This is a genomic window from Streptomyces sp. DH10, from assembly GCF_029813805.1.
In the GTDB taxonomy this organism is placed as follows: domain Bacteria; phylum Actinomycetota; class Actinomycetes; order Streptomycetales; family Streptomycetaceae; genus Streptomyces; species Streptomyces coeruleofuscus.
The window spans coordinates 144,698-167,977 of record NZ_JARVKU010000017.1 but is presented as its reverse complement, the minus strand read 5'-3'; the positions used below and the strand labels follow the sequence as shown (position 1 = coordinate 167,977).

Annotated in this window: 21 protein-coding genes and 1 pseudogene; 4 read left to right on the top strand and 18 right to left on the bottom strand. The window is 72.2% G+C overall.

Annotated elements, in window-relative coordinates; genetic code table 11:
- Positions 1-114: 114 nt before the first annotated feature.
- The gene (locus QC385_RS30495) at positions 115-354 is read right to left on the bottom strand and encodes a hypothetical protein (protein WP_184981801.1); all 240 of its coding nucleotides are present in this window, start codon (positions 352-354) and stop codon (positions 115-117) included.
- A gap of 195 nt (positions 355-549) precedes the next feature.
- Here QC385_RS30495 and QC385_RS30490 point away from each other — a divergent pair, with 195 nt between their 5' ends.
- Complete coding sequence (locus tag QC385_RS30490; protein ID WP_279544595.1) at positions 550-2,025, top strand: serine/threonine-protein kinase; 1,476 nt, start codon at positions 550-552, stop codon at positions 2,023-2,025.
- 49 nt (positions 2,026-2,074) lie between these two features.
- Here the strand turns inward: QC385_RS30490 and QC385_RS30485 are convergent, their stop codons facing one another.
- From QC385_RS30485 to QC385_RS30440, 10 genes are all read right to left on the bottom strand, one after another.
- Complete coding sequence (locus QC385_RS30485) at positions 2,075-2,467, bottom strand: NUDIX domain-containing protein (protein ID WP_279544594.1); 393 nt, start codon at positions 2,465-2,467, stop codon at positions 2,075-2,077.
- A gap of 16 nt (positions 2,468-2,483) precedes the next feature.
- Positions 2,484-3,302: a TrmH family RNA methyltransferase gene (locus tag QC385_RS30480; RefSeq protein ID WP_279544593.1), complete on the bottom strand. Its 819-nt coding sequence runs from the start codon at positions 3,300-3,302 to the stop codon at positions 2,484-2,486.
- 64 nt (positions 3,303-3,366) lie between these two features.
- Positions 3,367-4,608 (bottom strand): uroporphyrinogen-III C-methyltransferase, encoded by a 1,242-nt coding sequence (cobA, locus tag QC385_RS30475; RefSeq protein WP_279544592.1) that lies wholly within the window; start codon positions 4,606-4,608, stop codon positions 3,367-3,369.
- A gap of 159 nt (positions 4,609-4,767) precedes the next feature.
- Entirely contained in the window at positions 4,768-8,985 is a 4,218-nt protein-coding gene (gene cobT / locus QC385_RS30470) for a nicotinate-nucleotide--dimethylbenzimidazole phosphoribosyltransferase (protein WP_279544591.1), read from the bottom strand.
- A gap of 366 nt (positions 8,986-9,351) precedes the next feature.
- Entirely contained in the window at positions 9,352-10,566 is a 1,215-nt protein-coding gene (gene cbiE / locus QC385_RS30465) for a precorrin-6y C5,15-methyltransferase (decarboxylating) subunit CbiE (RefSeq protein ID WP_279544590.1), read from the bottom strand.
- Between the two features lie 154 nt (positions 10,567-10,720).
- On the bottom strand, positions 10,721-11,353 hold the full coding sequence (locus QC385_RS30460; protein WP_279544589.1) for a GNAT family N-acetyltransferase: 633 nt from the start codon (positions 11,351-11,353) through the stop codon (positions 10,721-10,723).
- Positions 11,354-11,493: 140 nt separating this feature from the next.
- Positions 11,494-12,312: a MetQ/NlpA family ABC transporter substrate-binding protein gene (locus tag QC385_RS30455; RefSeq protein WP_279544588.1), complete on the bottom strand. Its 819-nt coding sequence runs from the start codon at positions 12,310-12,312 to the stop codon at positions 11,494-11,496.
- Between the two features lie 60 nt (positions 12,313-12,372).
- Entirely contained in the window at positions 12,373-13,080 is a 708-nt protein-coding gene (locus QC385_RS30450; protein WP_279544587.1) for a methionine ABC transporter permease, read from the bottom strand.
- Positions 13,077-14,111 (bottom strand): methionine ABC transporter ATP-binding protein, encoded by a 1,035-nt coding sequence (locus QC385_RS30445; RefSeq protein ID WP_279544586.1) that lies wholly within the window; start codon positions 14,109-14,111, stop codon positions 13,077-13,079. The genes QC385_RS30450 and QC385_RS30445 overlap by 4 nt, the downstream gene beginning before the upstream one ends.
- Before the next feature lie 386 nt (positions 14,112-14,497).
- Entirely contained in the window at positions 14,498-15,148 is a 651-nt protein-coding gene (locus QC385_RS30440; RefSeq protein ID WP_279544585.1) for an HAD family hydrolase, read from the bottom strand.
- A 69-nt stretch (positions 15,149-15,217) separates the two neighbouring features.
- Here QC385_RS30440 and QC385_RS30435 point away from each other — a divergent pair, with 69 nt between their 5' ends.
- Positions 15,218-15,577: a hypothetical protein gene (locus tag QC385_RS30435; protein WP_059422850.1), complete on the top strand. Its 360-nt coding sequence runs from the start codon at positions 15,218-15,220 to the stop codon at positions 15,575-15,577.
- Entirely contained in the window at positions 15,558-15,989 is a 432-nt protein-coding gene (locus tag QC385_RS30430; RefSeq protein ID WP_279544584.1) for a hypothetical protein, read from the top strand. The genes QC385_RS30435 and QC385_RS30430 overlap by 20 nt, the downstream gene beginning before the upstream one ends.
- 96 nt (positions 15,990-16,085) lie before the next feature.
- Here the strand turns inward: QC385_RS30430 and QC385_RS30425 are convergent, their stop codons facing one another.
- The 3 genes from QC385_RS30425 to QC385_RS30415 form a co-directional block, all read right to left on the bottom strand.
- Positions 16,086-16,583, bottom strand: coding sequence for a GNAT family N-acetyltransferase (locus QC385_RS30425; RefSeq protein ID WP_279544640.1), 498 nt, complete (start codon positions 16,581-16,583; stop codon positions 16,086-16,088).
- A 57-nt stretch (positions 16,584-16,640) separates the two neighbouring features.
- On the bottom strand, positions 16,641-17,135 hold the full coding sequence (locus QC385_RS30420) for an RNA polymerase sigma factor (RefSeq protein ID WP_279544583.1): 495 nt from the start codon (positions 17,133-17,135) through the stop codon (positions 16,641-16,643).
- Between the two features lie 88 nt (positions 17,136-17,223).
- Positions 17,224-18,402, bottom strand: a complete 1,179-nt coding sequence (locus QC385_RS30415; RefSeq protein WP_279544582.1) for a glycerophosphodiester phosphodiesterase — start codon at positions 18,400-18,402, stop codon at positions 17,224-17,226.
- A gap of 401 nt (positions 18,403-18,803) precedes the next feature.
- Between QC385_RS30415 and QC385_RS30410 the strand changes: the two genes are divergently transcribed.
- Positions 18,804-19,478 (top strand): lysophospholipid acyltransferase family protein, encoded by a 675-nt coding sequence (locus tag QC385_RS30410; RefSeq protein WP_150479844.1) that lies wholly within the window; start codon positions 18,804-18,806, stop codon positions 19,476-19,478.
- Positions 19,479-19,522: 44 nt separating this feature from the next.
- Here the strand turns inward: QC385_RS30410 and QC385_RS30405 are convergent.
- The 4 genes and pseudogenes from QC385_RS30405 to QC385_RS30390 all read right to left on the bottom strand — a co-directional run.
- Positions 19,523-20,737 (bottom strand): annotated as a pseudogene (locus QC385_RS30405) (sensor histidine kinase); the annotation flags it as partial.
- A 5-nt stretch (positions 20,738-20,742) separates the two neighbouring features.
- A complete protein-coding gene (locus QC385_RS30400) occupies positions 20,743-21,411 on the bottom strand; it encodes a response regulator transcription factor (RefSeq protein WP_279544581.1) in 669 nt (222 codons plus the stop codon).
- 14 nt (positions 21,412-21,425) lie between these two features.
- Positions 21,426-22,307, bottom strand: coding sequence for a S1C family serine protease (locus QC385_RS30395; protein ID WP_279544580.1), 882 nt, complete (start codon positions 22,305-22,307; stop codon positions 21,426-21,428).
- Positions 22,308-22,323: 16 nt separating this feature from the next.
- Positions 22,324-23,274 carry a VWA domain-containing protein gene (locus QC385_RS30390; RefSeq protein ID WP_279544579.1) on the bottom strand — a complete coding sequence of 317 codons (951 nt, stop codon included), beginning with the start codon at positions 23,272-23,274 and terminating at the stop codon, positions 22,324-22,326.
- Between the last annotated feature and the right edge of the window lie 6 nt (positions 23,275-23,280).

The window sequence follows — 23,280 nt, the reverse complement described above, 5'->3', positions numbered from 1 at the left end:
TGCCCTCGTACCGATTGCCGGGCCTCCCGGAGGATGAGCCGTCACCTGCGGTGTACTCCCCTGGGTGGAGACGAAGACCCAGGTCTCAGGGTCTTCCCCGAAGGGACGCCCGGATCACCCCGCTTTGTCCGAGCTTTCCTCCCTCGGAATCGGCTGTTCGACCAGTGCCAGCACCCGGTTCGCCATGAAGCGGGCCGTACGCACTACGGTTCCGCTCCTGGTGACTTCGCTCACTTCCACGACACCTCGACGTACCGCCGTCTCCACCCTGCGGCCCGCCCTGCTCGCCACCACCTCATACGTGCGCGTCGTGTCGCCGGCGTCCACGACTATCTCCACACGGTCACCCTTCACAGGTCCAATCCCCCTTCCGTGGCAGGCGGTTGGGGTCATCCCCCGCGCGAACACGGCCTGTCCGCGCGCCCCCTGACCACCCTTCAAGTCTCCCACCCACCACTGACAATCCATCGCCCCGAGAGGGCGCGGCCTCTGCGCGCGGGCGGCCGTGGAAACGTAAGCTGTGGCTCGTCACAGGACCGGGCAGCGGGGATGAACATGGCGATGATGCGCCTGAGGCGCGAGGACCCGCGCGTCGTCGGCTCGTTCAGGCTTCACAGACGGCTCGGCGCGGGCGGGATGGGCGTGGTCTACCTGGGCTCCGACAAGAAGGGGCAGCGGGTCGCGCTCAAGGTCATCCGGCCTGACCTGGCGGAGGATCAGGAGTTCCGCTCACGGTTCGCCCGTGAGGTCTCGGCGGCCAGACGGATTCGCGGCGGGTGCACGGCACGGCTCGTGGCCGCCGACCTCGACGCGGACCGGCCCTGGTTCGCCACGCAGTACGTCCCCGGCCCCTCCCTGCACGACAAGGTCGCCGCCGAGGGACCGCTCGGCGCGGCCGACGTCGCGGCCGTCGGCGCCGCCCTGTCGGAGGGCCTGGTCGCCGTGCACGAGGCGGGGGTCGTGCACCGGGACCTGAAGCCGTCCAACATCCTGCTGTCCCCGAAGGGGCCGCGGATCATCGACTTCGGCATCGCCTGGGCCACCGGCGCCTCGACTCTCACCCACGTGGGCACGGCGGTCGGCTCGCCGGGCTTCCTCGCACCGGAGCAGGTGCGCGGGGCCGCCGTCACACCGGCCACGGACGTGTTCTCGCTCGGTGCCACGCTCGCGTACGCCTCGATGGGCGACTCGCCCTTCGGGCACGGCAGTTCCGAGGTGATGCTGTACCGCGTCGTGCACGAGGAACCGCAGCTGCACGGCGTACCCGACGCGCTGGCTCCGCTCGTCCGGGCGTGCCTGGCGAAGGACCCGGAGGAACGGCCCAGCACGCTCCAACTGTCCATGCGGCTCAAGGAGATCGCGGCCCGGGAGTCGCAGGACCTGGCCGGCGTACGGCCGCCCGCGCCGCGCGGTGCCGAGGCGGACCGGCCCGCCGACAGCTACCCCGAGCGCGGCCGGCGTCCGCAGGGACAGCAGGGTGCGGGGGCTTCCGGGGCGCAGCACGGCCGGGGGACTCCCCCGCCACGGCGCTCCCCCGGGCCCGGGGACGGCGTTCCGTCGCCGGACGGTCCGGCTTCCCAGTCAGGCGCCGGCGCGCGGGGCGGATCCCGGGCGACGGGAGGCGGGAACCGGTCGACGGGCGGCGGGAACCGGTCGACGGGCGGCGGGAACCGCGGCAGGACTCCGGTGCGCGGCTCCGGGGCCTCACGCGGCGGCACTCCGTCTCGCTCCGGATCACGGCCGACGCCCACCGGACGCAACGGGACGCGGTCGGGCAACGGCAGCCGTACCGCCCCGCACAGCGGTACCGGGCGGCCGACGTCCAGAAACACGGGGACCGGGCTGCGGCCCGCCAACCCCCGGCTGCTGCGGCAGCGGCTGTTCGTGTTCGTCGTGGTCACGCTGCTGGTGGCCGTCGGCATCGCCCTGGTGCAGGGCTGTCAGGGATCGGCGCGGGGACTCGGCGGCGACGGCGGCAGTGGTGGTGTGCGGCAGGAGAGCGTCCGGCAGGAATCCGGACCGTAGGGCTTCGAAGCCTTCGAAGCCCCGGTGCTTCACCGCCTTGGGCCCGCGGTCACAGCCCCGGCAGGATCCGCTCGAAGAACTCGCGGTCGCCGTCGAAGACCGGGTCCAGGGCCAGGAACTCCTGCGGCGTGACCCAGCGGGTCTCGGCGACCTCGGCGGGGTCGGGGACGACCTCCCCCGTGTCCGCGCGGGCGGTCCACCAGTGGAGGCGGAAGAGGCGGTCGTCGGTCTCCGACTCCCACACCTTCGCCAGCGGCACGACGGTGAGGCCGACCTCCTCGCGGACCTCACGGACGACCGCCTGCTCCTGGGTCTCGCCCGGTTCGAGCTTGCCGCTCAGCGGCTGCCAGTAGCCGGGACGGGCGACCGCCGGGCCGCGCCGGATCGCGAGGACACGGTCCCCGCGCAGCAGTACGGCGACGATCGCCTGGCGCTGTTCCACGTACGGCCCCCAGGACCTAGGACTGGGGGCGGCCGGTGGCCACGGCGTAGAAGGCCACGGCGGCCGCCGCGCCCACGTTGAGGGAGTCGACGCCGTGGGACATGGGGATGCGCACCCATTCGTCGGCGGCGACCAGGGCCTGGGTGGACAGGCCGTCGCCCTCGGCGCCGAGCATGAGGGCCACGCGGTCCATGGTGTGCGGGGCGGCCTCGTCGAGGGGCCGGGCCTTCTCGTCGGGCGTGAGGGCGAGCAGCGTGAAGCCGGCCTCGCGGACCGACTCCAGGCCCTTGGGCCAGGTGTCCAGACGGGCGTACGGCACGGAGAAGACGGCGCCCATGGAGACCTTCACGCTGCGGCGGTAGAGGGGGTCGGCGCAGTCCGGGGAGAGCAGGACCGCGTCCATGCCGAGGGCGGCGGCGGAGCGGAAGATCGCCCCGATGTTGGTGTGGTCGTTGACCGACTCCATGACCACGACGCGGCGGGCGGTCTGGAGGAGGTCGGCCGCCGTGGGCAGGGGCTTGCGCTGCATGGAGGCGAGCGCGCCACGGTGCACGTGGTAGCCGGTGACCTGCTCGGCGAGCTCCGGGCTGACGGCGTAGACCGGGGCGGGGAGTTCGTCGATGACGTCACGCATGACGTCGACCCACTTGGCCGACAGCAGCATGGACCGCATCTCGTAGCCCGTTTCCTTGGCCCTTCTGATGACCTTCTCGCCCTCGGCGATGAAGAGGCCCTCGGCGGGTTCGCGCTTGCGGCGCAGTTCCACGTCGGTCAGGCCGGTGTAGTCGTGCAGGCGCGGGTCGTCGGGATCCTCGACGGTGATGAGATCGGCCACAGGGTTGATACTGCCTTGTCCTGGGTGCGGTGCCAACGGCTTGGGACGGTTGTGTTACCCGGGGTTACTTGCGGGGTGCGCCGACCGTGGGGCCGACCTTCACGACCTCGCCGATGACGATGACCGCCGGGGGTTTCACGTCCTCGGTACGGACCGTCTCCGCGACCGTCGCGAGGGTCGCGTCGACCCGGCGCTGAGCCGCCGTCGTGCCCTCCTGGACGAGGGCGACGGGGGTGTCGGCCGGCTTTCCGTGCGCGACGAGCGTCTCCGCGATCTTTCCGATCTTGTCGACGCCCATGAGGATCACCAGCGTGCCGGTGAGCCTGGCCAGGGACGGCCAGTCGACCAGGGAGCGCTCGTCGTCCGGCGCGACATGGCCGCTGACCACGGTGAACTCGTGGGCGACGCCGCGGTGGGTGACCGGGATACCGGCCGCGCTCGGGACCGAGATCGAGCTGGAGATCCCGGGGACGACCGTGCAGGGGATGCCGACCTCGGCGAGGGCCTGGAGTTCCTCCATGCCGCGGCCGAAGACGTACGGGTCGCCGCCCTTCAGGCGGACCACCGACTTGCCCTGCTTCGCATGCTCGATCAGCGCGTTGTTGATGGCCTCCTGGGCCATGTAACGGCCGTAAGGGATCTTCGCCGCGTCGATCACCTCGACATGGGGCGGGAGTTCGGCGAGGAGATCGCGCGGGCCGAGGCGGTCCGCGATGACGACGTCCGCCTCCGCGAGCAGGCGGCGGCCGCGCACGGTGATCAGGTCAGGGTCGCCGGGGCCGCCGCCGACCAGGGCGACTCCGGGTGTGCGGGTGCGGTGGTGCGGGGCGACGAGCGTGCCGTCGCGCAGGCCCTCGACGACGGCGTCGCGGATGGCGGCGGTGTGCCGGGGGTCGCGGCCGCGGGCGTCCGTGGTCAGTACGGCGACGGTTACGCCCTCGCTGTGGCCGGTGGCCGGGGTCCAGGCCGTCGCCTCGTCGGCGTCGTCGGAGCGGACGCACCAGACGCGGTTGCTTTCGGCCTCGGCGGAGGCCCTGGTGTTCGCTTCCGTGTCGCCGGTGGCGATGAGGGCGTACCAGGCGTCGGCGAGGTCGCCTTCCTCGTAGGGGCGCTGGTGCCAGGTGATCTCGCCGGCGTCCGCCATGGCCTCTACGGAGGGGGTGACCTCGGGGGACACGAGGATGATGTCCGCGCCCGCCGCGATGAGGGCCGGGAGGCGGCGCTGGGCGACCTGGCCACCGCCGAGGACGACCACGCGGCGGCCGGTGAGGCGGAGGCCTACGGGGTAGGCGGGGTGTTCGGCCATGAGGGTGCGGCTCCTGTTGCGGCGGTGGTTCGGTAGCCCTGACGTGCGGATTTTACGGCGCGGGTGTTCGGGGTGGCACAGGTGTCCGGTGGCTGGGCGTCGTCACCGGGTATGGGTGCGTGGGTCCGTGCCCACGGACCCACGCGCACCTCAGGAGCTCTACTTCTCGGTCACTCCCGCCGAGTCGAACGTCGCCACCTCGTGCATCGCCCGGGCCGTGCTCTGGACCAGGGGGAGGGCCAGGAGGGCGCCTGTGCCCTCGCCCAGGCGGAGGTCCAGGTCGACCAGGGGGCGCAGGCCGAGCTTGTTCAGGGCGGCCACGTGGCCCGGCTCGGCGCTGCGGTGGCCCGCGATGCACGCGGCCAGGACCTCCGGCGCGATCGCGCGGGCCACCAGGGCGGCGGCGCCGGCGCTGACGCCGTCCAGGATCACCGGCGTGCGCAGGGACGCGCCGCCGAGCAGGAGGCCGACGATGGCGGCGTGTTCGAAGCCGCCGATCGCGGCGAGGACGCCGACCGGGTCGGCCGGGTCCGGTTGGTGGAGTTCGAGGGCGCGGCGGACGACGTCGGTCTTGCGGGCGAGGGTCTCGTCGTTGATGCCGGTGCCCCGGCCCGTGACCTCGGCCGGGTCGGCACCCGTGAAGACGGAGATCAGGGCGGCGGACGCGGTCGTGTTCGCGATGCCCATCTCGCCGGTCAGGAGTGCCTTGTTGCCGGCGGCGACCAGGTCGCGGGCGGTGTCGATGCCCACCTCGATGGCCTGCTTGGCCTCCTCGCGGGTCATCGCCGGTCCGGTGGTCATGTCCGACGTACCGGCCCGGACCTTGCGCGGAAGCAGGCCCGGCGTGGCCGGGAGGTCGGCGGCGACGCCCACGTCGACGATGCAGACCTCGGCGCCCACCTGGGTGGCGAAGGCGTTGCAGACGGCGCCGCCGCCGAGGAAGTTGGCCACCATCTGGGCCGTGACCTCCTGCGGCCAGGGGGTGACCCCCTGTGCGTGCACGCCGTGGTCGGCGGCGAAGATCGCGACGGCGGCGGGTTCCGGGATGGGCGGCGGGCACTGGCGGGACAGGCCCGACAGCTGTGCGGAGATGATCTCCAGCATGCCCAGCGCACCGGCCGGCTTGGTCATACGCTTCTGGCGCTCCCACGCCTCGCCGAGCGCCTTGGCGTCGAGCGGGCGGATCTGCGCGACGGTCTCGGCGAGCAGGTCGTGCGGTTCCTCTCCGGGCAGGGCGCGGCGGCCGTACGTCTCCTCGTGCACGACCCACGACAGCGGGCGGCGCTTGGACCAGCCCGCCTGGAGCAGCTCGGGCTCGTCCGGGAACTCGTCGACGTAACCGACGCACAGGTAGGCGATCACCTCGAGGTGCTCGGGCAGGCCGAGGGCGCGGACCATCTCGCGCTCGTCGAAGAAGCTGACCCAGCCGACGCCGAGGCCTTCGGCGCGGGCGGCGAGCCAGAGGTTCTCCACGGCCAGGGCGGCCGAGTACGGCGCCATCTGGGGCTGGGTGTGGCGGCCGAGGGTGTGGCGGCCGCCTCGGGTCGGGTCGGCGGTGACGACGATGTTCACCGGGGTGTCGAGGATGGCCTCGATCTTCAGTTCCTTGAACTGCTTGGCCCGGCCCTTGGGGAGGGACTTCGCGTACGCGTCGCGCTGGCGCATGGCCAGGTCGTGCATCGCGCGCCGGGTGTCGGCGGAGCGGATGACGACGAAGTCCCAGGGCTGCGAGTGGCCGACGGAGGGCGCGTGGTGGGCGGCCTCCAGGACACGGAGCAGCACCTCGTGCGGGATGGGGTCGCTGCGGAAACCGTTGCGGATGTCGCGGCGCTCTCGCATGACCTTCAGCACGGCCTCACGCTCGGCGGGGTCGTAGCCGGGGGCGGCGGGGCCGGTGGACTGTCGTGCTTCTGCCACTGCTGCCGCGCTCTCTGCTTCGTGTCGTTCCTGGTCCGCCAGGTCTTCTTGTTCGGCGCCCCGGGTGTCCAGGTCGTCGGCGTTCTGTGCGAGTTCGGCTTCGCCTTCGCGGGGTGCGGGGACGATGACCACGGGTTCCGCCTCGGGCTGGGCCGGCTGGGGGACGGCGGCCTGGGACTGCTGCGGGCCCTGGACGTGCTGTCCGGCCTGCTCGTCCGGGGCCGGGCCGGGGAGTACAACGGTGACGTCCTCGGCGGAGGTCGGAGTGCTCTCCGGGGGCTGCGGGGTCTGGGGAACCTGGGGGGCTTCCGGTGCTGTGGGGGCGGAGGTTGCCTCAGCCGGGTCGGGTGCGGGGGCTGCCGGGTCGGGCGCGGCGGCTACCGGCTCGGGGGCGGGGGTTGCCGCCTCGGCTGCGGGGTCGGGCGCGGCTGTATCGAGGGCCTGGGCCGGTGCGGCTGCTTCGGCGGCGGTCGTGTCAGGCGCTACCTCGGCAGGTGCGGGGGCTTCTGCTCCGGAGTCGGGTGTGGCCGTCTCGGTGGGCTGAGGAGGCGCCGTCGCAGCAGAGGACTGGGGCGGTGCGGTCGCTTCCGGAGCGTCGACGGGCACCTCGGGGGCGGGTGCTTCGACCGCGGGTGCTTCGGCGGCGGGCGCTTCGGCGGCCTCGGCAGCCGGAGCGTCGGCTTCCGCGGCGACCGTCTCGGCGGCCGGGGCCGGCATGGCAGCGGCGGGCGCTTCGGGGGCGGCGGCGGCCTGCGGTGCCGTCATCTCGGATTCCTGCGCGGCTGCCTCGCTGTCAGTTGCCTCCGGGACTTGGGCGATCGTCTCGGCAGCCTGGGCCTGCGCGGCGGCCTCGTCGCCACCGGCCTCCGGCTCCTGCGCGACGGACTCGGTCGCGGGTGCGGCGGGCTCGGGGCGGACTTCCGCTGCCGGGGCCTGTGCGGCAGCCTCGTCGCCACCGGCCTCCGGCTCCTGCGCGACGGACTCGGTCACGGGTGCGCCCGGTGCGGCGGGCTCGGGGCGGACTTCCGCTGCCGGGGCCTGTGCGGCAGCCTCGGGGCCGACCTCCGCTGCCGGGGCCTGTGCAGCGGCGTCGGGGGCCACCGGGTCCGGCGTTTGGCCAGCGGCTTCGGGGCCCACCTCGTCCGGCGCTCGGGCGACGTCAGGCTCCGCTGCGTCACCCTCGGGCGACGCCACGACAGCATGCTCGGGCGCGGTGGCGGCCTCCGGGAACGGGACCGCCTGCGGCGCCGGTGCGGCCTCCGGGACAGGAGCGTTCGCCACGTCCTGCTCCGCAGCGGCCGCCGGGGTCTGCTCACCGCCGTCGGCGGATCCGTCGGCGGCGGCTTGCCCGGGTACCTCGGGAGAACCGTCGGCGAGTGCCGGCTCAGCGTCCTGACCAGAGCCTTCCGCGACCGGCCCCGGCGTCTCCCCCGGTACCGGCGTTCCCTCGGCGGACACGGCCGCGGCTTCGGCGGGAGTCACCTGACCGGCGTCCGGATCGACGGCCACGTCAGCGGGGGCATCTCCGACGCCCGGGTCCTGGGCGGAAGCACCCTGCTCCGGCTCGGCGGCGGCCACCGGCTCACCCTCCGGGCCTACACCCGCACCCGCCGGTTCACCAGCAACCGCGGGCTCGGCGGCGGCCATCTGCTCCCCGGCAGGGTCGACGCTCATCCCAGCGGGGTCACCCGCGGCCACCGCCCCCTGTGCGGGGACGGCCTGCTCCGGCTGGTCGGCGGCCACCTGGTTACCTGCCGGCTCGCCCGGCGCGGCCGCAGTCTGCGCGGGCTGTTCGGCGTAGGCGGCCTGCGCGGACCCGGCCGGGGCGGGGACCGCCGCTGCCGCGTGGCCCGGCTCCGGGGTGACGGGGGTTGCGACGGCCTGAGCCGTGCCCGTCGGCTCTGTTGGCGGAACAACCGTTTCCGCAGGCGCCGCCCCGGCGCTCACCTGGGCCTGGGGCGGAACCTGCGCGCCCCAGGGCGCGGCGGCCGGCGCGGATGCCTCCGGGGCGCGCGGGGCATCGAGGTACTCGGGGCCGGGCGCGGGCGCTGCGGCCTGTCGGGCCGGCGCTCCCGCGGGGCCGCGGTCGGCGAGCGAGCGGACCGGGCTGGCGGAGCTGTCGGGAAGGGGCGGGCCGAGGTGCAGTGGCCGGCGCGGGGTGATGGGCGGGATGGGCGGAGGGTCGGGCAGGCGGACGCCGCCGAGGTCGACCGAGCCGCTGTCGCGGCCGGATAGCTCGTGCGGGCCCGGCTGGTGCACGGCCTCGACGACCGGCTCCGGAGCGGGCGGGGCGACCTCGTTGCCCCAGGCGCCGTGGGAGCCCGGCAGCAGCAGGTCCTCGTCCTCGACGGTGTCCTCGGAGAGGTAGGCGTACGCACCGTGCGCGGGGGCGCCCGGCTGTTCCACCATGCCTGCGCTCTCCGGCAGTCCCTCGCCCGGGACCTGGCCGGTGTCGGTCATGCGTACCCCTCGCCCATCGGTTAGTGCTCCTACGACCAGCTCACCCGGAACGGCGCACCGACCGCCCCACAGTGAAGAACGAGCGTGCGTCCCCAGCGGCACGAACGGCCCGCCGTAAAAGGCGACAAAGCCACTCACTGGCATTGTTGCGGCCGAACCACCGTCACGGCACGTTGATCCGCGACGGTTCCGCTGTGGACTGCGCCACGTTGCGCGTCCTCCGGTTCTGCCGTACCACACTCACCCCAAAACGGGCGGGCTTTCCGGACATTGACCGACGATCTGCCGGACGTCCGCGTGCGGTGCAGCGATCGGCCAGCCTACCGCGCGCGGTACGACAACCCGATCACGGGGACGACTGCGGGATCAGGCGCTGCGCCGGGGAAGCACCCCGCTGAGCAGGAACGCGACACTCCGTTCCTTCTCCGTCCAGGCCCGGGTGTCGAGTTCGACGGACTGGAGCAGGGCGCACTCGACGCCGTATCCGTGCTCCGTCAGGTCCCGGCCGACGAGTTCGGCCGCGTCCCGGGTGACGGCGTGCGTGACGATGCGCTGCGGGCGGCGGTCCGCGACGGCCGAGACGACGGCCGCTCCCCCGCCGGCGACGCGCACGACGTCGGGTTCGGGAAGGTTCTCCAGGACGTGCGGGGCGGTGCCGTGCACGATCTGGAGCTGGACGCCGAGGCGGCGGGCGGCCGCGTCGGTGCGGGCGCAGGCGGCCCGGTCGCTGTCGACGGCGATGACGGCGGCGCCGGCGCGCGCGGCGTCGACGGCGAAGGCACCGCTGCCGCAGCCGATGTCCCACACGAGGTCGCCGATCCGGGGCCCGAGGCGGGCGAGTTGGGAGGCGCGCAGCAGTTGGGTCTCGCCCTCGCCGAGGTCACCGCCGTACGCCTCGGCGGGCAGGGACCAGCCGCGTGGTCCGGCGGACGGGTCGCGGCCTGCGATCCAGCCGCCGGTCTCCCCCGCGGTGCCTACCGGGCCGCCGAGGACGATGACGACGTTGGGGTCGCGCCAGGTGTGGTCGGCGGCCTTCTCGGAGGTGACGACGCTGACCCGCTCGTGTCCGGTGCCGAGTTCCTCGCAGATGACGAAGGTGCGGTGGACTCCTTCGAGGAGCAGGCCAAGTTCGGCGGGGCCGGCGCCGGGTGAGGTGAGGACCGCCACCTTGGTGTGGGCGCGGCATACGTTCACCGCGCGGCGCAGGGTGCGGCGGTGTGCGACGACCACCTGTGCGTCGTCCCAGGGCATGCCGGCGCGGGCGAAGGCGGCGGCGACGGAGGAGACAGCGGGGACGACCTCCACTTCGAGGCCGAACTCGGGAGCGCGCAGGGTGCGTACGACGCCGAAGAAACCGGGGTCGCCGTCGGCGAGCACGACGGCCGTGCCGCGGTGGGCGGCGATGCGGCGGGCGGCGAGGGCGACGCTGCCGAGGCGGATGCGCTCGGCGCCGGCGGGTACCTCCGGGAGCGCCAGGTGGTGGGCTGCACCCGCCACCAGCGTGGCGGCACCCAGGGCGGCGCGTGCCGCGGCGGTCAGCGGCGAACCGTCCCAGCCGATCACCGTGACCCGGTCGGCCATCGTCGTCAGTCTCCAGGGTTTTCGCAGGTCGTCTGTGTGCCGTGTGATGAGGTGCCCGCGGGCGGGCTCCGTGAGACTACCCGGTGAAGCCGGCGGAGGGGGCGGCGGTGCCGTCGCGCACGGTGTCCGTTCCGGTCGGTTCCGGTCGCCGGAGTCAGTTCCAGTCGCCGAAGGACGTGAAGCCGCCGGGCAGCTGGTCGCCCACGCCTTCGAGGTCCTCGGGGAGCAGGCTCCAGACGATCAGGTCGGTGCGGACCTCGGTCCACTCGCCGTCGTCCCTCCGTGCCCGGGCTATCCAGGCGCCGCGCAGCACTCCCTCGCTGATGCAGCCGATCTTCTGGGCCACCTGCTGGGAGGCGGTGTTGTCGGCCGGGGTGCGCAGCTCCAGGCGCTCGAACTTCTGGTCGTTGAAGAGCCACTGCGCGGTGATGAGCGCCGCCTCGGAGGCGTAGCCCTCGCCGCGGGCCCAGGGGGCGATGACGTAGGAGATCTCGCTGGAGCGGATCCGCCAGTCGGTGTTGCGGAGGTGGACGATGCCGACGAGTCGCTGGGTGAGGAACTCGGTGACGGCGAAGACGATGCCGCGGCCCTCGGCCCGTTCGGCGGGGGCCAGTTCGGTGATCCAGGAGCGGGCGTGGGCCTCGGTGTAGGGCTGCGGGACGGAGGTCCAGGCGGTGACGAGCTCGTCGTTCATCATGTCGGCGAACGACTGGATGTCCGGCTCCTCGAAGGGACGCAGGACCAACCGCTCCGTGCTGATGGAGACGTTGGGAAAGGTGCTCGTCATGCGCCGCTCCGTTACCTTCGGTGAACCTTCAGGGCCTGCTGAACTGCCCAGCATGCAGCATGAAAGCACTGATCCGCACCACGGGGTCCTCCCCCACCGGGTGAGGGCGGACCCCGTGCGTGACGGTGCCGGGCATGGGCTCAGAAGGAGGCGAGCACCGAGCCGGCGTACTTGTCCTGGATGAACTTCTTCACCTCGGGCGAGGTGAGGAGCTTCGCGAGCTTCTTCACCCGCGGGTCGTCCTCCTGACCCTTCTTCACGGCGAGGAAGTTGCCGTACGGGTTGTTCTTCGGGGACTCCAGGACGAGGGCGTCCTTCGACGGCTCGAGGTCGGACTCGATGGCGTAGTTGCCGTTGACGACGGCGGCGTCCACGTCGTCGAGGGAGCGCGGCGTCTGGGCCGCCTCCAGTTCCTTGAACTTGAGGTTCTTGGGGTTCTCGGCGATGTCGGACGGGGTCGCCTCGTTGCCGACGCCCGCCTTGAGGGTGATGAGCCCGTGGGCGGCGAGCAGCTTGAGCGCGCGGGCCTCGTTGACCGTGTCGTTGGGGACGGCGACGGTCGCACCGCTCTTCAGGTCGCCGGCCTTCTTCGCCTTGTGGGAGTAGAGGCCGAGCGGCTCCAGGTGGACCGTGACGACGGGCACGATGTCGGTGCCGTTCTTCTTGTTGTAGTCGTCGAGATACGGCTTGTTCTGGAAGTAGTTGGCGCCGACGGAGCCGTCCTGCGTCGCGGGGTTCTGCGAGGTGTAGTCGGTGAACTCCTTGACCTCCAGGTCGAGGCCCTCCTTCTTCGCCAGGTTGTCCTTGACGTAGTTGAGGATCTCGGCGTGGGGGACGGGGCTCGCGGCGACGATGAGGGGTCCGTCGGAGCCGGAGTTGCCCGCGCCGCAAGCGCTGAGCCCGAGGGTGAGGGCTCCGGCGGCGAGAACGGCGGTGGTGATCTTGGCGGTGTTACGCACGAAAAGTGCCTTTCCTTATGGCCTTGCGATGGTGCGACCCCGTTGTGGTGGACGGGGAGTTCAGGAAGCGGCTTTGAGCAGCCGCAGCTTCGGCGCGGGACCCGAGTGGGCGCCTCGGCGGTGCAGGGAGCGGGCCGCGTAGTCGCCGGCGAACTGGATGACCGAGATGACGACGGCGAGGATCGCGACGGTGATCCACATCATCTGGGTCTCGAAGCGCTGGTAGCCGTAGCGGATGGCGATGTCGCCGAGGCCCCCGGCGCCGACGGTGCCCGCCATCGCGGAGTAGCCGATGAGGGCGACGACCGTGGTCGTGGTGCTGGAGATCAGCGAGGGCAGGGACTCGGGGACGAGGACCTTGCGGACGACGGTCCAGGTGTTGCCGCCCATGGCCTGCACGGCCTCGACGAGTCCGTGGTCCACTTCGCGGACGGCCGTCTCGACCAGCCGCGCGAAGAAGGGGATGGCGCCGACGGCGAGCGGCACGATGGCGGCCTCGCGGCCGATGGTCGTGCCGGTGATCCAGCGGGTGAAGGTCATCAGCGCGACCATCAGGATGATGAAGGGCAGCGAGCGGGCGATGTTCACGATCTGCCCGATGACCTTGTTCGCGACGACGTTCTGGAGCAGCCCGCCACGGTCGGTCAGGACCAGCAGGATCCCGAGCGGCAGTCCGCCGACGACGGCGATGAGCGTGGACCAGCCGACCATGTAGAGCGTGTCCCAACACGCCTGCGCCAGCAGGGGCTGCATTTCGGACCAGGTCACTTGACACCCTCCTTCACCAGTACGGACTCGCGACCCGGGACGTCGATCTGGAGGCCCTTTTCCCGCAGGAAGCCGATCGGCACGACGTTGTCCTCGTAGCGGCCGGGCAGTTCGATGCGCATCCGGCCGACCTGGAGGCCGCCGACGGTGTCGATGGCCGCGCCGAGGATCGATATGTCGATGTTGTAGGTGCGGGCGAGCTGCGAGATGACGGGCTGGGTCGCGCTCTCGCCCTGGAAGGTCACGTCGACGACGGTGCGGTCCTCGCCGGAGGCCTCGCCGTCGAGCGGGAACAGCGCGGCGGCCAGTTCGGAACCGGGGGTGGCGAGCAGTTCGCTGACGGTGCCCGACTCGACGATGCGCCCGTTCTCCATGAGTGCGGCCGAGTCGCAGACCGACTTCACGACGTCCATCTCGTGCGTGATGAGCAGGACGGTCAGGCCGAGCTGCCGGTTCAGGTCGCGCAGCAGCGCCAGGATCGAGCGGGTGGTCTCCGGGTCGAGGGCGCTGGTGGCCTCGTCGGACAGCAGCACCTTCGGGTCGCCGGCCAAGGCGCGGGCGATGCCGACGCGCTGCTTCTGGCCACCGGAGAGCTGGGCCGGGTAGGCGCCCGCCTTGTCGGCGAGGCCGACCAGGTCGAGCAGCTCCAGTGCCTTGCGGGAGCGTTCCCCGCCGGACTTGCCGAGGATCTCCAGCGGCAGTTCGACGTTGTCCTGGACGGTCCGGGAGGACAGCAGGTTGAAGTGCTGGAAGACCATGCCGATCCGGCTGCGCGCCTGCCGCAGTTCCCTTCCGGCGCGTGAGCCGCGGCCGGCCAGCGCGGTGAGGTCCTGTCCGGCGACCGTCACGGTGCCGGAGGTGGGGCGTTCCAGGAGGTTGACGCAGCGGATCAGCGAGGACTTGCCGGCACCGGACTGGCCGATGACGCCGTACACCTCGCCTTCGCGGACGTGCAGGTCGACGCCGTCCAGGGCGGTGACCTCTCGGCCGCGCGAACGGTAGACCTTGGTCAGGTCCGTTGTGGTGATCACGTGGGTTTCCGTCACTGTCGAGTGCGCGGGCGTGGGTGTGCCCGGGCACAGGTGCATTCGTTCAGGGACGCGACACGGTTCTCGCTGGGGCGGGGAACCGGAGAGAACATGTGCGCGGGCGGCTTGGTGTCACGCACGGCTCAGGGCGTGCGGACATGCCGCGGTCTCGCTTCGGGGCGCGAGCTCAGGGGGTGGTGCGGGGGCCCTCTAGAAGGCGCACATTCGACACATACAACGAGCACCGGGCGTCATGGTCGCCTCGGTCGCGGGGATGCGGTCGCTCGTCGTGGTCATGCCGTCAGTAAAACACGCGTACGGTCCTGACCGGCCGCCGTTGTCCGGATGCTGGACAGCGGTGGACAGGGTCCGGACACGACCGGCTCCCGTCAGCCTCGCAGGGAGATCTCCACACCCTGCTCGGTGACCAGTGCGGACAAGGCCGACAGGTTCTCGACCACCAGATCCGCCTGGAGCTCGTCGGCCCGGTGGGTTGTGGCCAACGCCACGGTGGTCATGCCGGCGGCCCGGCCGGCCGTCAGACCCGCGGGGGCGTCCTCGAAGACGACGCACCGGGCGGGGTCGACGCCGAGGGTGCGGGCGGCGAGCAGGTAGGGCTCGGGGTCGGGCTTGCCGCGGGTGACGTCGTCGGCGGCGACGAGCGTCTTGGGCAGGATGCCGACGGCGTCGAGCCGGGCCTCGGCCAGCCGCCGGGTGGCGGAGGTGACGACGGCCCAGCGCTCGGCGGGCAGGGCGTCGAGGAAGGCGCGGGTTCCCGGCAGCAGGTGCACACCGCCGCCTGGCACGTCCTCCACCTCGAGGTCCTCGATCCGCGCGACGGCCTGTGGCACCACGTCGGCGGGCAGCAGGTCGGCGGCTATCTCGGCGGCCGGCCGGCCGTGCAGTTCGACCCGGGCGAACTCCTCGGCCGTGATCCCGTATTCCGTGGCCCACCGTGTCCAGCAGCGGTCCACCGAGGCGAGGGAGGAGACCAGGGTTCCGTCGTTGTCGAACAGCAGAGCGTGCGCGTGGATCTTCATGACCTCGACCCTACGGTGCGGGCCAGGGCCGCGGGCATCGGGCCTTTTCGGCCGTAATAAGGTCGCAGCATGCTTGATGCCCTGACGCTGGTGACCGGCGTCGCCGCGCTGCTGCTCGCCGCCTGGTGCGGCTGGGCCGCCTACCGTGACCAGCCGACGAAGGACTGGCACTTCATCGGGATGGCCGTCGTCACGCTGCTGACGCTGATCCAGCTGGTGGCCGGGATCGTGCTGCTGGCGCGGGGCGAGAAGCCGGAGCAGGGCACGACGATCTTCGTGGCGTATCTGCTGGGGGCGTTCGCGTGCGTCCCGGCGGCGGGGTTCATGTCACTGGCGGAGCGCACCCGGTGGGGTTCGGTGACGGTCGCCGCCGGCGGTGTGGTGCTGGCCGTGCTGGAGGTGCGGCTCTATGACATCTGGGGAGGCTGAGGTGAGCCGGCGGCGGCTGATCAGCGGGCCGGGCACCCTGCTGGTGTGGCTGTACGGCGTGATGGTCGTGGGCGCGGTGTCGCGGTCCGCGTATCAGATCGCGACGGAGTTCGACCGGGCGCCGCTGGCGTACTCACTGTCCGCCGTGGCGGGTGTCGTGTACGGGTTCATCACGTACTCGTTGGTGCGGGGTGGGGAGACGGCGCGGCGGGCGGCGCTCGTGTGCTGTGCCGCGGAGTTGGTGGGTGTGCTGACGGTGGGGACGTGGACCCTGATCGATCCGTCGGCGTTTCCTGACGCGACCGTGTGGTCGGACTTCGGGATGGGGTATCTGTTCATCCCGGTTCTGCTGCCCATGTCGGCCATTTACTGGCTGCGGCGGTCGCGTGCGCGGGATGGGGATGCCGCCTGAGGTTCATCAGGCGGCCGCGGGCCGTATGTGGTTGCTCGCGCCCACGCGGCGGAGCCGCACATCGATACAGCCCCGCGCCCCTGAAAGCGGCGAAGATCAAGCCGTCGCCGCGTACGTGCTGGCCGGCTTCTCCAGGACGATCATCGGGATGCCGTCCGCGCCCTGGGACGTGCCCACCGTCTCGTAGCCGACCTTGCGGTAGAGGCGGAGGTGACCCTCGCTGCGGTGGCCGGTGTGGAGACGGAAGCGCTTGGCGCCGTGCTGGTCCGCGAGGGCCGATTCGGCCGCACGGAGGAGGCGGGCGCCGATGCCGTGGCCCTGGAGGCGGGGGTGGACGCAGAGCTTGCCGATCGCGGCGGCGCCGTCCTCGGTGACCGAGCCGCGGACCGAGCCGACGACCTCCTCGCCGAGCCGGGCCACGAAGACGCAGTCGCGGGCGACCTCCTCGCGGACCGAGTCGAGGGTTTGGACGAGCGGGTCGATGCGGTAGTTGCCGTACAGCGCCGCCTCCGGCTGGAAGCACAGGTACTGCAGCCTGAAGATCTGCTCCGCGTCCTGCTCGGTCGCCGCAGAGATGGTCACGCTCATGCCCATGTGCGCACGCCTCCCGCTCATCTGATCACCTGTCGTTCCTCACTCCTATCCCCCTCCTCAGCGGGCCGCAACCTCCGGTGTGAGCAATCTGCGCAGACATCCCAGGCATCTGGAACGTTCCGGACCAAGACTCCCCTGTGAGATACCCAACTCCCCTGCGATTTCCCGGTATGTCAGGTCCTCGGGAGAGAGCAGGGCCTCCATCAGCCGGGGGCAGCGGCCCGGGAGGCGGCGTACGGCCGCGCGCAGGGCACGGCCGCGGGCGGCGGCGAGGGCGAGCTGCTCGGGGCCGCGGTCGCCGTCATCAGCGGGTTCGACGCCGTATGGCCGTTCGAGGCGGCTCGTACGGCGGGTGCGGCGCGCTTCCGAGCGGACGGCCCGGCGGAGCCATCGCTGCGGGTCGAGCGGCGGACCCTCGGCGTCGAGGCGCTCCAGCAGGCGGAGCCAGACCGCCTGCTCCAGGTCACCCGGCTCGGTCCCGGTGGCATATGCCTCCGCGGAGGCCTCGGCGGTGAGCAGCGGGCGGAGCACGGTGACCAGGTCGGGCGTCATATGCGGAGCGACGCAGCCGCCCGGGCCGCGGGTTGCCCGGGCGGCCGAAGCTCACTCGGCCGGGGGGTGTGAGCTCACATGTTGACGCTCAGCCGCTGACGAAGTCCTCGCGGGCCAGCACGCCCGTGTCGGGCTGGTCCGTGAAGACGCCGTCGATACCGGTCGCGAAGTAGGCCTTGTACGCGCCGAACACGTCGCCGTAGGCGTCCGCGTCCGTGCCCTTGCGGAAGTTCGCGGGCAGGAAGGGGTTCTCGTTGCGCAGCGTCCACGGGTGCAGGATCAGGCCCACCTTGTGCGCGTCCGCGACGAGAGTCGTGGGCTGCGTGAGGTTGCCCTCGGCGTCGCGCGGGACGATCAGGTCGAGGGTCGGGCCGATGCCCTGCGCGTAGGAGGCGATCTCCCGCAGGCCGGCGGGCTTGACCAGGTCGGCGACCGTGCGGGGGTCACCCGTCTCGACGAAGTCCCAGGGGCGGGTGTTCGCCGAGGACAGCAGGACGACCAAGGGGTTGTCGACGAGCTTGTCGAGGCGCTCGATGCTGGTCGGCTCGAACGACTGGAGGATGACCGGGGAGGTTCGCCGGTCCTTGCGGTACTTGCGCAGCAGCTTGGCGACCCGCTCCTCCAGGGGGAGGCCCTGCTTGCGGAAGTAGGTGGGGTGCTTGAGCTCGGGGTAGATCCACACCTGCTTGCCGCGCTTGCGGGTCTGCTCGTCCTGCCACTTCAGGACCTCTTCGAAGGTGGGGATCTCCCAGCGGCCGTTGTAGAGGGTGTTGTGCGGGCGGTTGGCCGGGATGCGCTCGATCGCCCGCAGCGTCTTCAGCTCGGCGAGCGTGAAGTCCTCGGTGAACCAGCCGGTGGTGGGGACGCCGTCGAGCTGCTTGGTCTTCTTGCGGTCGGCGAACTCGGGGTGGTCGGCGACGTCCGTCGTGCCGCCGATCTCCGGCTCGTGACGGCAGACGAGGTGACCGTCCCTCGTCGGCACCAGGTCGCCCGCCTCGACGATGTCGGCGCCCATGTCGAGGGCCAGCTGGTACGAGCCGAAGGTGTGCTCCGGGCGGTAGCCGCTGGCCCCGCGGTGGCCGACGATCGTCGGCTTGGGCAGGCTCTTCAGCCCGCCCTGCCCACCGTGCCCGCCGCGCCGGGCGCTGTCGGCTCTCGCCGTGCCGGTCACGCCGAGGACCGCTCCCCCGGCGCCGAGGACCGCCGCGCCGAGCAGGGCCCGCCGTCCCGTTCCGCTCGTCTCCTCGTTCGGCCTCTGCGTTCCCATGAGCGCCCTCCCTGCCGTCGGCTCGTCAGTGCGCGCCGATCGTACGGGCGCGTACATGACGGGTGGGAGACGCCGGGCGGAACACGTGGGTGACGACGGATGTCGTAGTGGCCGGTGGGGGCGGGGAACTGACGGCTCGTCGACGACTCGCCGAGTCCGTCGCGTCCCGGCGATTCGGTGCGGCGGTTCTGGGAACGCGTCCGATACGCCCGGGGAGCGACGTCCGTCACATGTGGCGGGCGGGTTACGCATCGTCCACGGCGGGTCACCGCAGGTAAACACGCGTCACCGATGCGTAAGACCTCGGTTAAGTCCCGTGCCCGATGTGCACGACCCCCGGAACCCCGAGTATCGTCCTCACCTGCACAGACTCATACCGCATCCCTGACACGGAGGGCCCGTTGTCCCGCTTCGCGCTCATCAAGGCAGTGCTCGGCCCGATCATGCGCCTGATGTTCCGCCCTCAGGTGGAAGGTGCGGAGCACATTCCCGGCGACGGTCCGGTCATCCTGGCCGGCAATCACCTGACGTTCATCGACTCGATGATCCTGCCGCTGGTCTGCGACCGTCAGGTCTTCTTCATCGGCAAGGACGAGTACGTGACCGGGAAGGGCGTCAAGGGCCGGCTGATGGCCTGGTTCTTCACCGGCGTCGGCATGATCCCCGTCGACCGTGACGGCGGCCGGGGCGGGGTCGCCGCACTGATGACCGGGCGCCGGGTGCTGGAGGAGGGCCGCGTGTTCGGGATCTACCCGGAGGGAACGCGGTCGCCCGACGGGCGTCTGTACCGGGGGCGCACCGGGATCGCCCGGCTCACGCTGATGACGGGGGCGCCGGTGGTGCCCTTCGCGATGATCGGTACGGACAGGCTTCAGCCGGGCGGGGCGGGTCTTCCCCGGCCGGGGAAGGTCACCGTCCGGTTCGGTGAGGCGATGGAGTTCTCCCGGTACGAGGGCATGGACCGGGACCGGTACGTGCTGCGGGCGGTGACCGACTCCGTGATGAGTGAGGTCATGCGGTTGTCCGGGCAGGAGTACGTGGACATGTACGCGAGCAAGGCGAAGGAAGCGGCGTAGTTCCTTGGCCGTGGCGGCTGGTCGGGCAGCTTCCGCCCCTATAGGGGCGCGTTCTCCGGCGGGCCGCCATTCGTCTCACCGTCTGCCGGAGCCGGGAACCACAGGACGAACGTAGAGCCCTCCCCCACCCGTGAGAACAGGCGGACCTGGCCGCCGTGCGACTCCACGATCTGTCTGACGATCGCCAGGCCCAGACCGGCGTGGCGGTCCCGGCCGCCGCCGTTGCCCTTGGCCCGCCAGAAGCGGTCGAAGACCCTCGCCCGGTCGTCGTCGCCTATCCCCGGGCCCTCGTCCCGTACCGCCACCCACAGCCAGGAGCCGTCTTGGCCGGCCGCGACGGTGATGCGGGAACCCGGTGGGGCCAGCCGTACCGCGTTCGACAGCAGGTTGCCGACGGCCCGGCGCAGCGCGTCGTGGTCGCCGATGACCGTGAGGCCGGGGGTGAGACGGCGGTGCAGGAGCTGGCCGCGTTCGGCGGCGAGCGGGGCGAACTCCTCGCAGGCCTCGCCGGCCGCCGCCGCGAGGTCGACGTCGGCGTCGGCGAGGGCGGGGGCGCAGCGGCGGGCGGTGGCGAGCAGGTCCTCGACCAGGCGGGTCATGCGGGTCGTGGCCCGGTCGACGCTGCGGGCGGCGACACGGCGGTCCTCCTCGTCCGAGTCCTCCGCCGTCAGTACGGCGTCGACGTTGGCTCGGATGATCGCCAGCGGGCTGCGCAGCTCGTGGGAGGCGTCGTCGATGAGCTGGCGCTGGGCGCGGAAGGCCTCGTCGAGGCGGTCGAGCATGGAGTCGACGGTGTCGGCGAGGTCGCGCAGCTCGTCCTTGGGGCCGGTGAGGCGGATGCGCTGGGAGAGGTCGGTGGCCTGGATCTCGGCTGCCGTGCGGGAGATCGCGCGGACCGGGCGCAGGGCGCGGCCGGCGAGGATCCAGCCGATGACGGGGCTGGCCACGGCGAGCGCGCCGAGCACGATGAAGGAGAAGTTGCGCAGGTTGCCGAGCGTCTCGTAGTTGACGGCCGCCTCGACCTCCTGGAGCTTCACGGCGTCGAACTGACCCATGTAGACGCCGTTGACGTACTTCTCGGCCCGGAACTGCTTGCTGACCGGATGGGCCTCGCCGCTGCGCTCGACCGCGAAATAGGTGGCGCCCAGAACGAGGGCGGTGAGGAGGAAGAGGAGGCCGGAGTAGAGGACCGTGAGGCGGAAGCGGATGGTGTGCGTGAAGGCGGGCAGCCGGATCCGGGTCCTGAGCGGCCGGAGCATCGTCGTCACGGCGTCTCCTTCAGGCGGTAGCCCTGCCGTATCACCGTCTCGATGAGCGGTTCGTCCTCCCCGGTGATTTTGCGGCGCAGCGAGCCGACGGTGACGCGGACGGTGTTGGTGAACGGGTCGGCGTGTTCGTCCCAGACGTGTTCGAGCAGTTCCTCGGCCGGGACGACCCGCCCGGGGCGGGTCATCAGGTAGTGCAGGACGCCGAACTCCTTGGGGGTGAGCGGGAGCCTGCGGTCCCCTCGGTACGCCTCGAAACGGGCGGTGTCCAGGCGGAGCTCGCCGACCTCGACGACGGAGGTGCCGCCGTCCTCGCGGCGCAGCAGGGCGCGGATGCGGGCGAGGAGTTCGGGCAGCGCGAAGGGTTTCACGAGGTAGTCGTCGGCCCCCTCGTCAAGGCCGCGTACCCGGTCGGCGAGGCGGTCGCGGGCGGTGAGCATCAGGATGCGGGGGCCACCGGGGGTGGCGCGGACGGCGCGGCAGACGGAGAAGCCGTCGCCGTCGGGCAGGTTGAGGTCCAGCAGGACGAGGTCGTAGTCGTTCACGGCGAGCTTCTCGGTGGCGGTGTCGACGTCGGGGGCGACGTCGACCGCGTAGCCGGCCCTGATCAGGCCCACCTTGAGGGCGACGACGAGGTCTTCCTCGTCCTCGACGACCAGCAGTCGCATGGGCGCGGCCCCCTTCAGCCACCGTCGATGATGGTCCGGGCGGCCTCCACCGCGTCGCCCACGGGGATCGCGAAGCCGATGCCGATGGAGCCGCCTCTGTTCTGGTCCAACGTCGCGATGGCCGTGTTGATGCCGATGACGCGCCCTTCGTCGTCGACGAGCGGTCCGCCGGAGTTGCCCGGGTTGATCGAGGCGTCGGTCTGGAGCGCCCGCCTCGGTCCTCCGCCGCTGTCTTCGCCGAGCCGGACGGAGCGGTCGAGGGCGCTGACGATGCCGGAGGTGACGGTGCCGCTCAGCCCGAGCGGGGAGCCGATGGCCAGGACGGTGTCGCCGACGGCCGGGCGGGTGCCGGTGGCGAGGTCGGCGGCGCGCAGGCCACGGGACGTCTCCGGCTCCAGTACGGCGACGTCGTGGGCGGGGTCGTCGCCGATCACCTCGGCAGTGAGCCGACGGCCGTCCTGAAGCTCGACGGACACCTGTGAACTGCCGTCCACCACATGCGCGTTGGTGAGGATACGGCCGCGCTCGTCGAAGACGAACCCGGAGCCCTGGCCGCGGTCCGACTGGACGGAGACCACGCTGGGCAGCACCCGGGCGGCGACGGCCTGGAGGTCACCCGGGGCGCGGGCAGCCGGTGCCGAGGCGGGTACGGGGTCGTCGTCGCCGAGGGCCCCGGCGGCGTATCCGGCCAGACCGCCCGCGAGGACCGCGGCCAGAACGGCGGCCGCCAAGGGGCGGGAGGTGCGGGGCGGGCGTGTGGGCGGAGGTTGTTGTGTGGTGTGGGAGGGCGATGGTGCCGGTGGTGCCGGCGGTTCGGTGCGCTCGCGCGGGTGGCCCGGGAAGAAGGACGGGCCGCGGGGCTCGCCCAGGCCGGAGCGGGGATGAGGGTCGGGCACGGTCGTACCTCCTTCGTCACGGGAGCCGCGAGAACCACAGCAGGGACAGCGCTGCCGTCACGAGTGCCGTGACCAGGCCGGCGGCCACGAACCACTGCCAGATCTCGCGCTCCTCGGTGCGGTAGCCGACGGAGCTGCCGATGTCCTCGTAGACCGCTTGGAGTTCCTCTCCGGTGGCGGCCTCGTGGTAGTCGCCGCCGGTCGTGGAGGCGAGGTTCTCCAGGGCGGGGCCGTCGACGGGGACCTGGAGGATGCGGCCGCCGCCGAGGTCGACGACACCGTCCTCGGTGCCGTAGGCGATCGTCGAGACCGGGATGCGGTCGCCGGCCGCCTCCTCGGCCGCCGACTCGACCGGGCGGCCGGCGGTGTTGGCGCCGTCTGACAGCAGGACGATGTGCGCGGGCGGTGGCTCCGACTCGGCCTGCCGGTCGAGCGCGCGGATGGCGTCGCGGGCGGCGATGACGGCGTCGCCGATCGCCGTGGCCTGGCCGAGGGTGAGCTGCTCGATGGCCGAGCGCAGCACCGTGCGGTCGGTGGTCGGCGGCACCGCGACCGTGGCGGTGCCGCTGAAGGAGACCAGTCCTGTGTTGAACCGCTCGGGCAGCCGGTCGACGAACGCGAGGGCGGCGCGCCGGGCGGCCACGAAGCGCGTGGGTTCGACGTCGGTGGCCTCCATGGAGCCGGACGTGTCGAAGGCGATCATGATCGTGGCCCGCTCCCGGGGGACCTGCACGTCGGCCGTCGGCCGGGCGAAGCCCAGCACCAGCAGCGCGAGCGTGGCGCAGAAGACGGCGGCGGGGAGGTGCCGGCGCCAGCCGGGGCGGCTGGGCGCGACCTTGTCGAGCAGGTCGAGGTTGGTGAAGCGGACGGCGTAGCGGCTGCGCCGGCGCTGGACCAGCACATACGCGGCGATCAGGCCGGCGAGCGGCACGAGCAGCAGGAGCCAGCCCGGTGAGCGCAGACTCATCGTGCC

What these genes read in the sequence shown, in the direction of transcription:
- QC385_RS30490 (WP_279544595.1), top strand. Translation starts at nt 550, where the DNA reads ATGAACATGGCGATGATGCGCCTGAGGCGCGAGGACCCGCGCGTCGTC.
- cobA (WP_279544592.1), bottom strand. Translation starts at nt 4,608, where the DNA reads ATGGCCGAACACCCCGCCTACCCCGTAGGCCTCCGCCTCACCGGCCGC.
- cobT (WP_279544591.1), bottom strand. Translation starts at nt 8,985, where the DNA reads ATGACCGACACCGGCCAGGTCCCGGGCGAGGGACTGCCGGAGAGCGCA.
- cbiE (WP_279544590.1), bottom strand. Translation starts at nt 10,566, where the DNA reads ATGGCCGACCGGGTCACGGTGATCGGCTGGGACGGTTCGCCGCTGACC.
- QC385_RS30460 (WP_279544589.1), bottom strand. Translation starts at nt 11,353, where the DNA reads ATGACGAGCACCTTTCCCAACGTCTCCATCAGCACGGAGCGGTTGGTC.
- QC385_RS30440 (WP_279544585.1), bottom strand. Translation starts at nt 15,148, where the DNA reads ATGAAGATCCACGCGCACGCTCTGCTGTTCGACAACGACGGAACCCTG.
- QC385_RS30435 (WP_059422850.1), top strand. Translation starts at nt 15,218, where the DNA reads ATGCTTGATGCCCTGACGCTGGTGACCGGCGTCGCCGCGCTGCTGCTC.
- QC385_RS30430 (WP_279544584.1), top strand. Translation starts at nt 15,558, where the DNA reads ATGACATCTGGGGAGGCTGAGGTGAGCCGGCGGCGGCTGATCAGCGGG.
- QC385_RS30425 (WP_279544640.1), bottom strand. Translation starts at nt 16,583, where the DNA reads ATGGGCATGAGCGTGACCATCTCTGCGGCGACCGAGCAGGACGCGGAG.
- QC385_RS30420 (WP_279544583.1), bottom strand. Translation starts at nt 17,135, where the DNA reads ATGACGCCCGACCTGGTCACCGTGCTCCGCCCGCTGCTCACCGCCGAG.
- QC385_RS30415 (WP_279544582.1), bottom strand. Translation starts at nt 18,402, where the DNA reads ATGGGAACGCAGAGGCCGAACGAGGAGACGAGCGGAACGGGACGGCGG.
- QC385_RS30400 (WP_279544581.1), bottom strand. Translation starts at nt 21,411, where the DNA reads ATGCGACTGCTGGTCGTCGAGGACGAGGAAGACCTCGTCGTCGCCCTC.
- QC385_RS30390 (WP_279544579.1), bottom strand. Translation starts at nt 23,274, where the DNA reads ATGAGTCTGCGCTCACCGGGCTGGCTCCTGCTGCTCGTGCCGCTCGCC.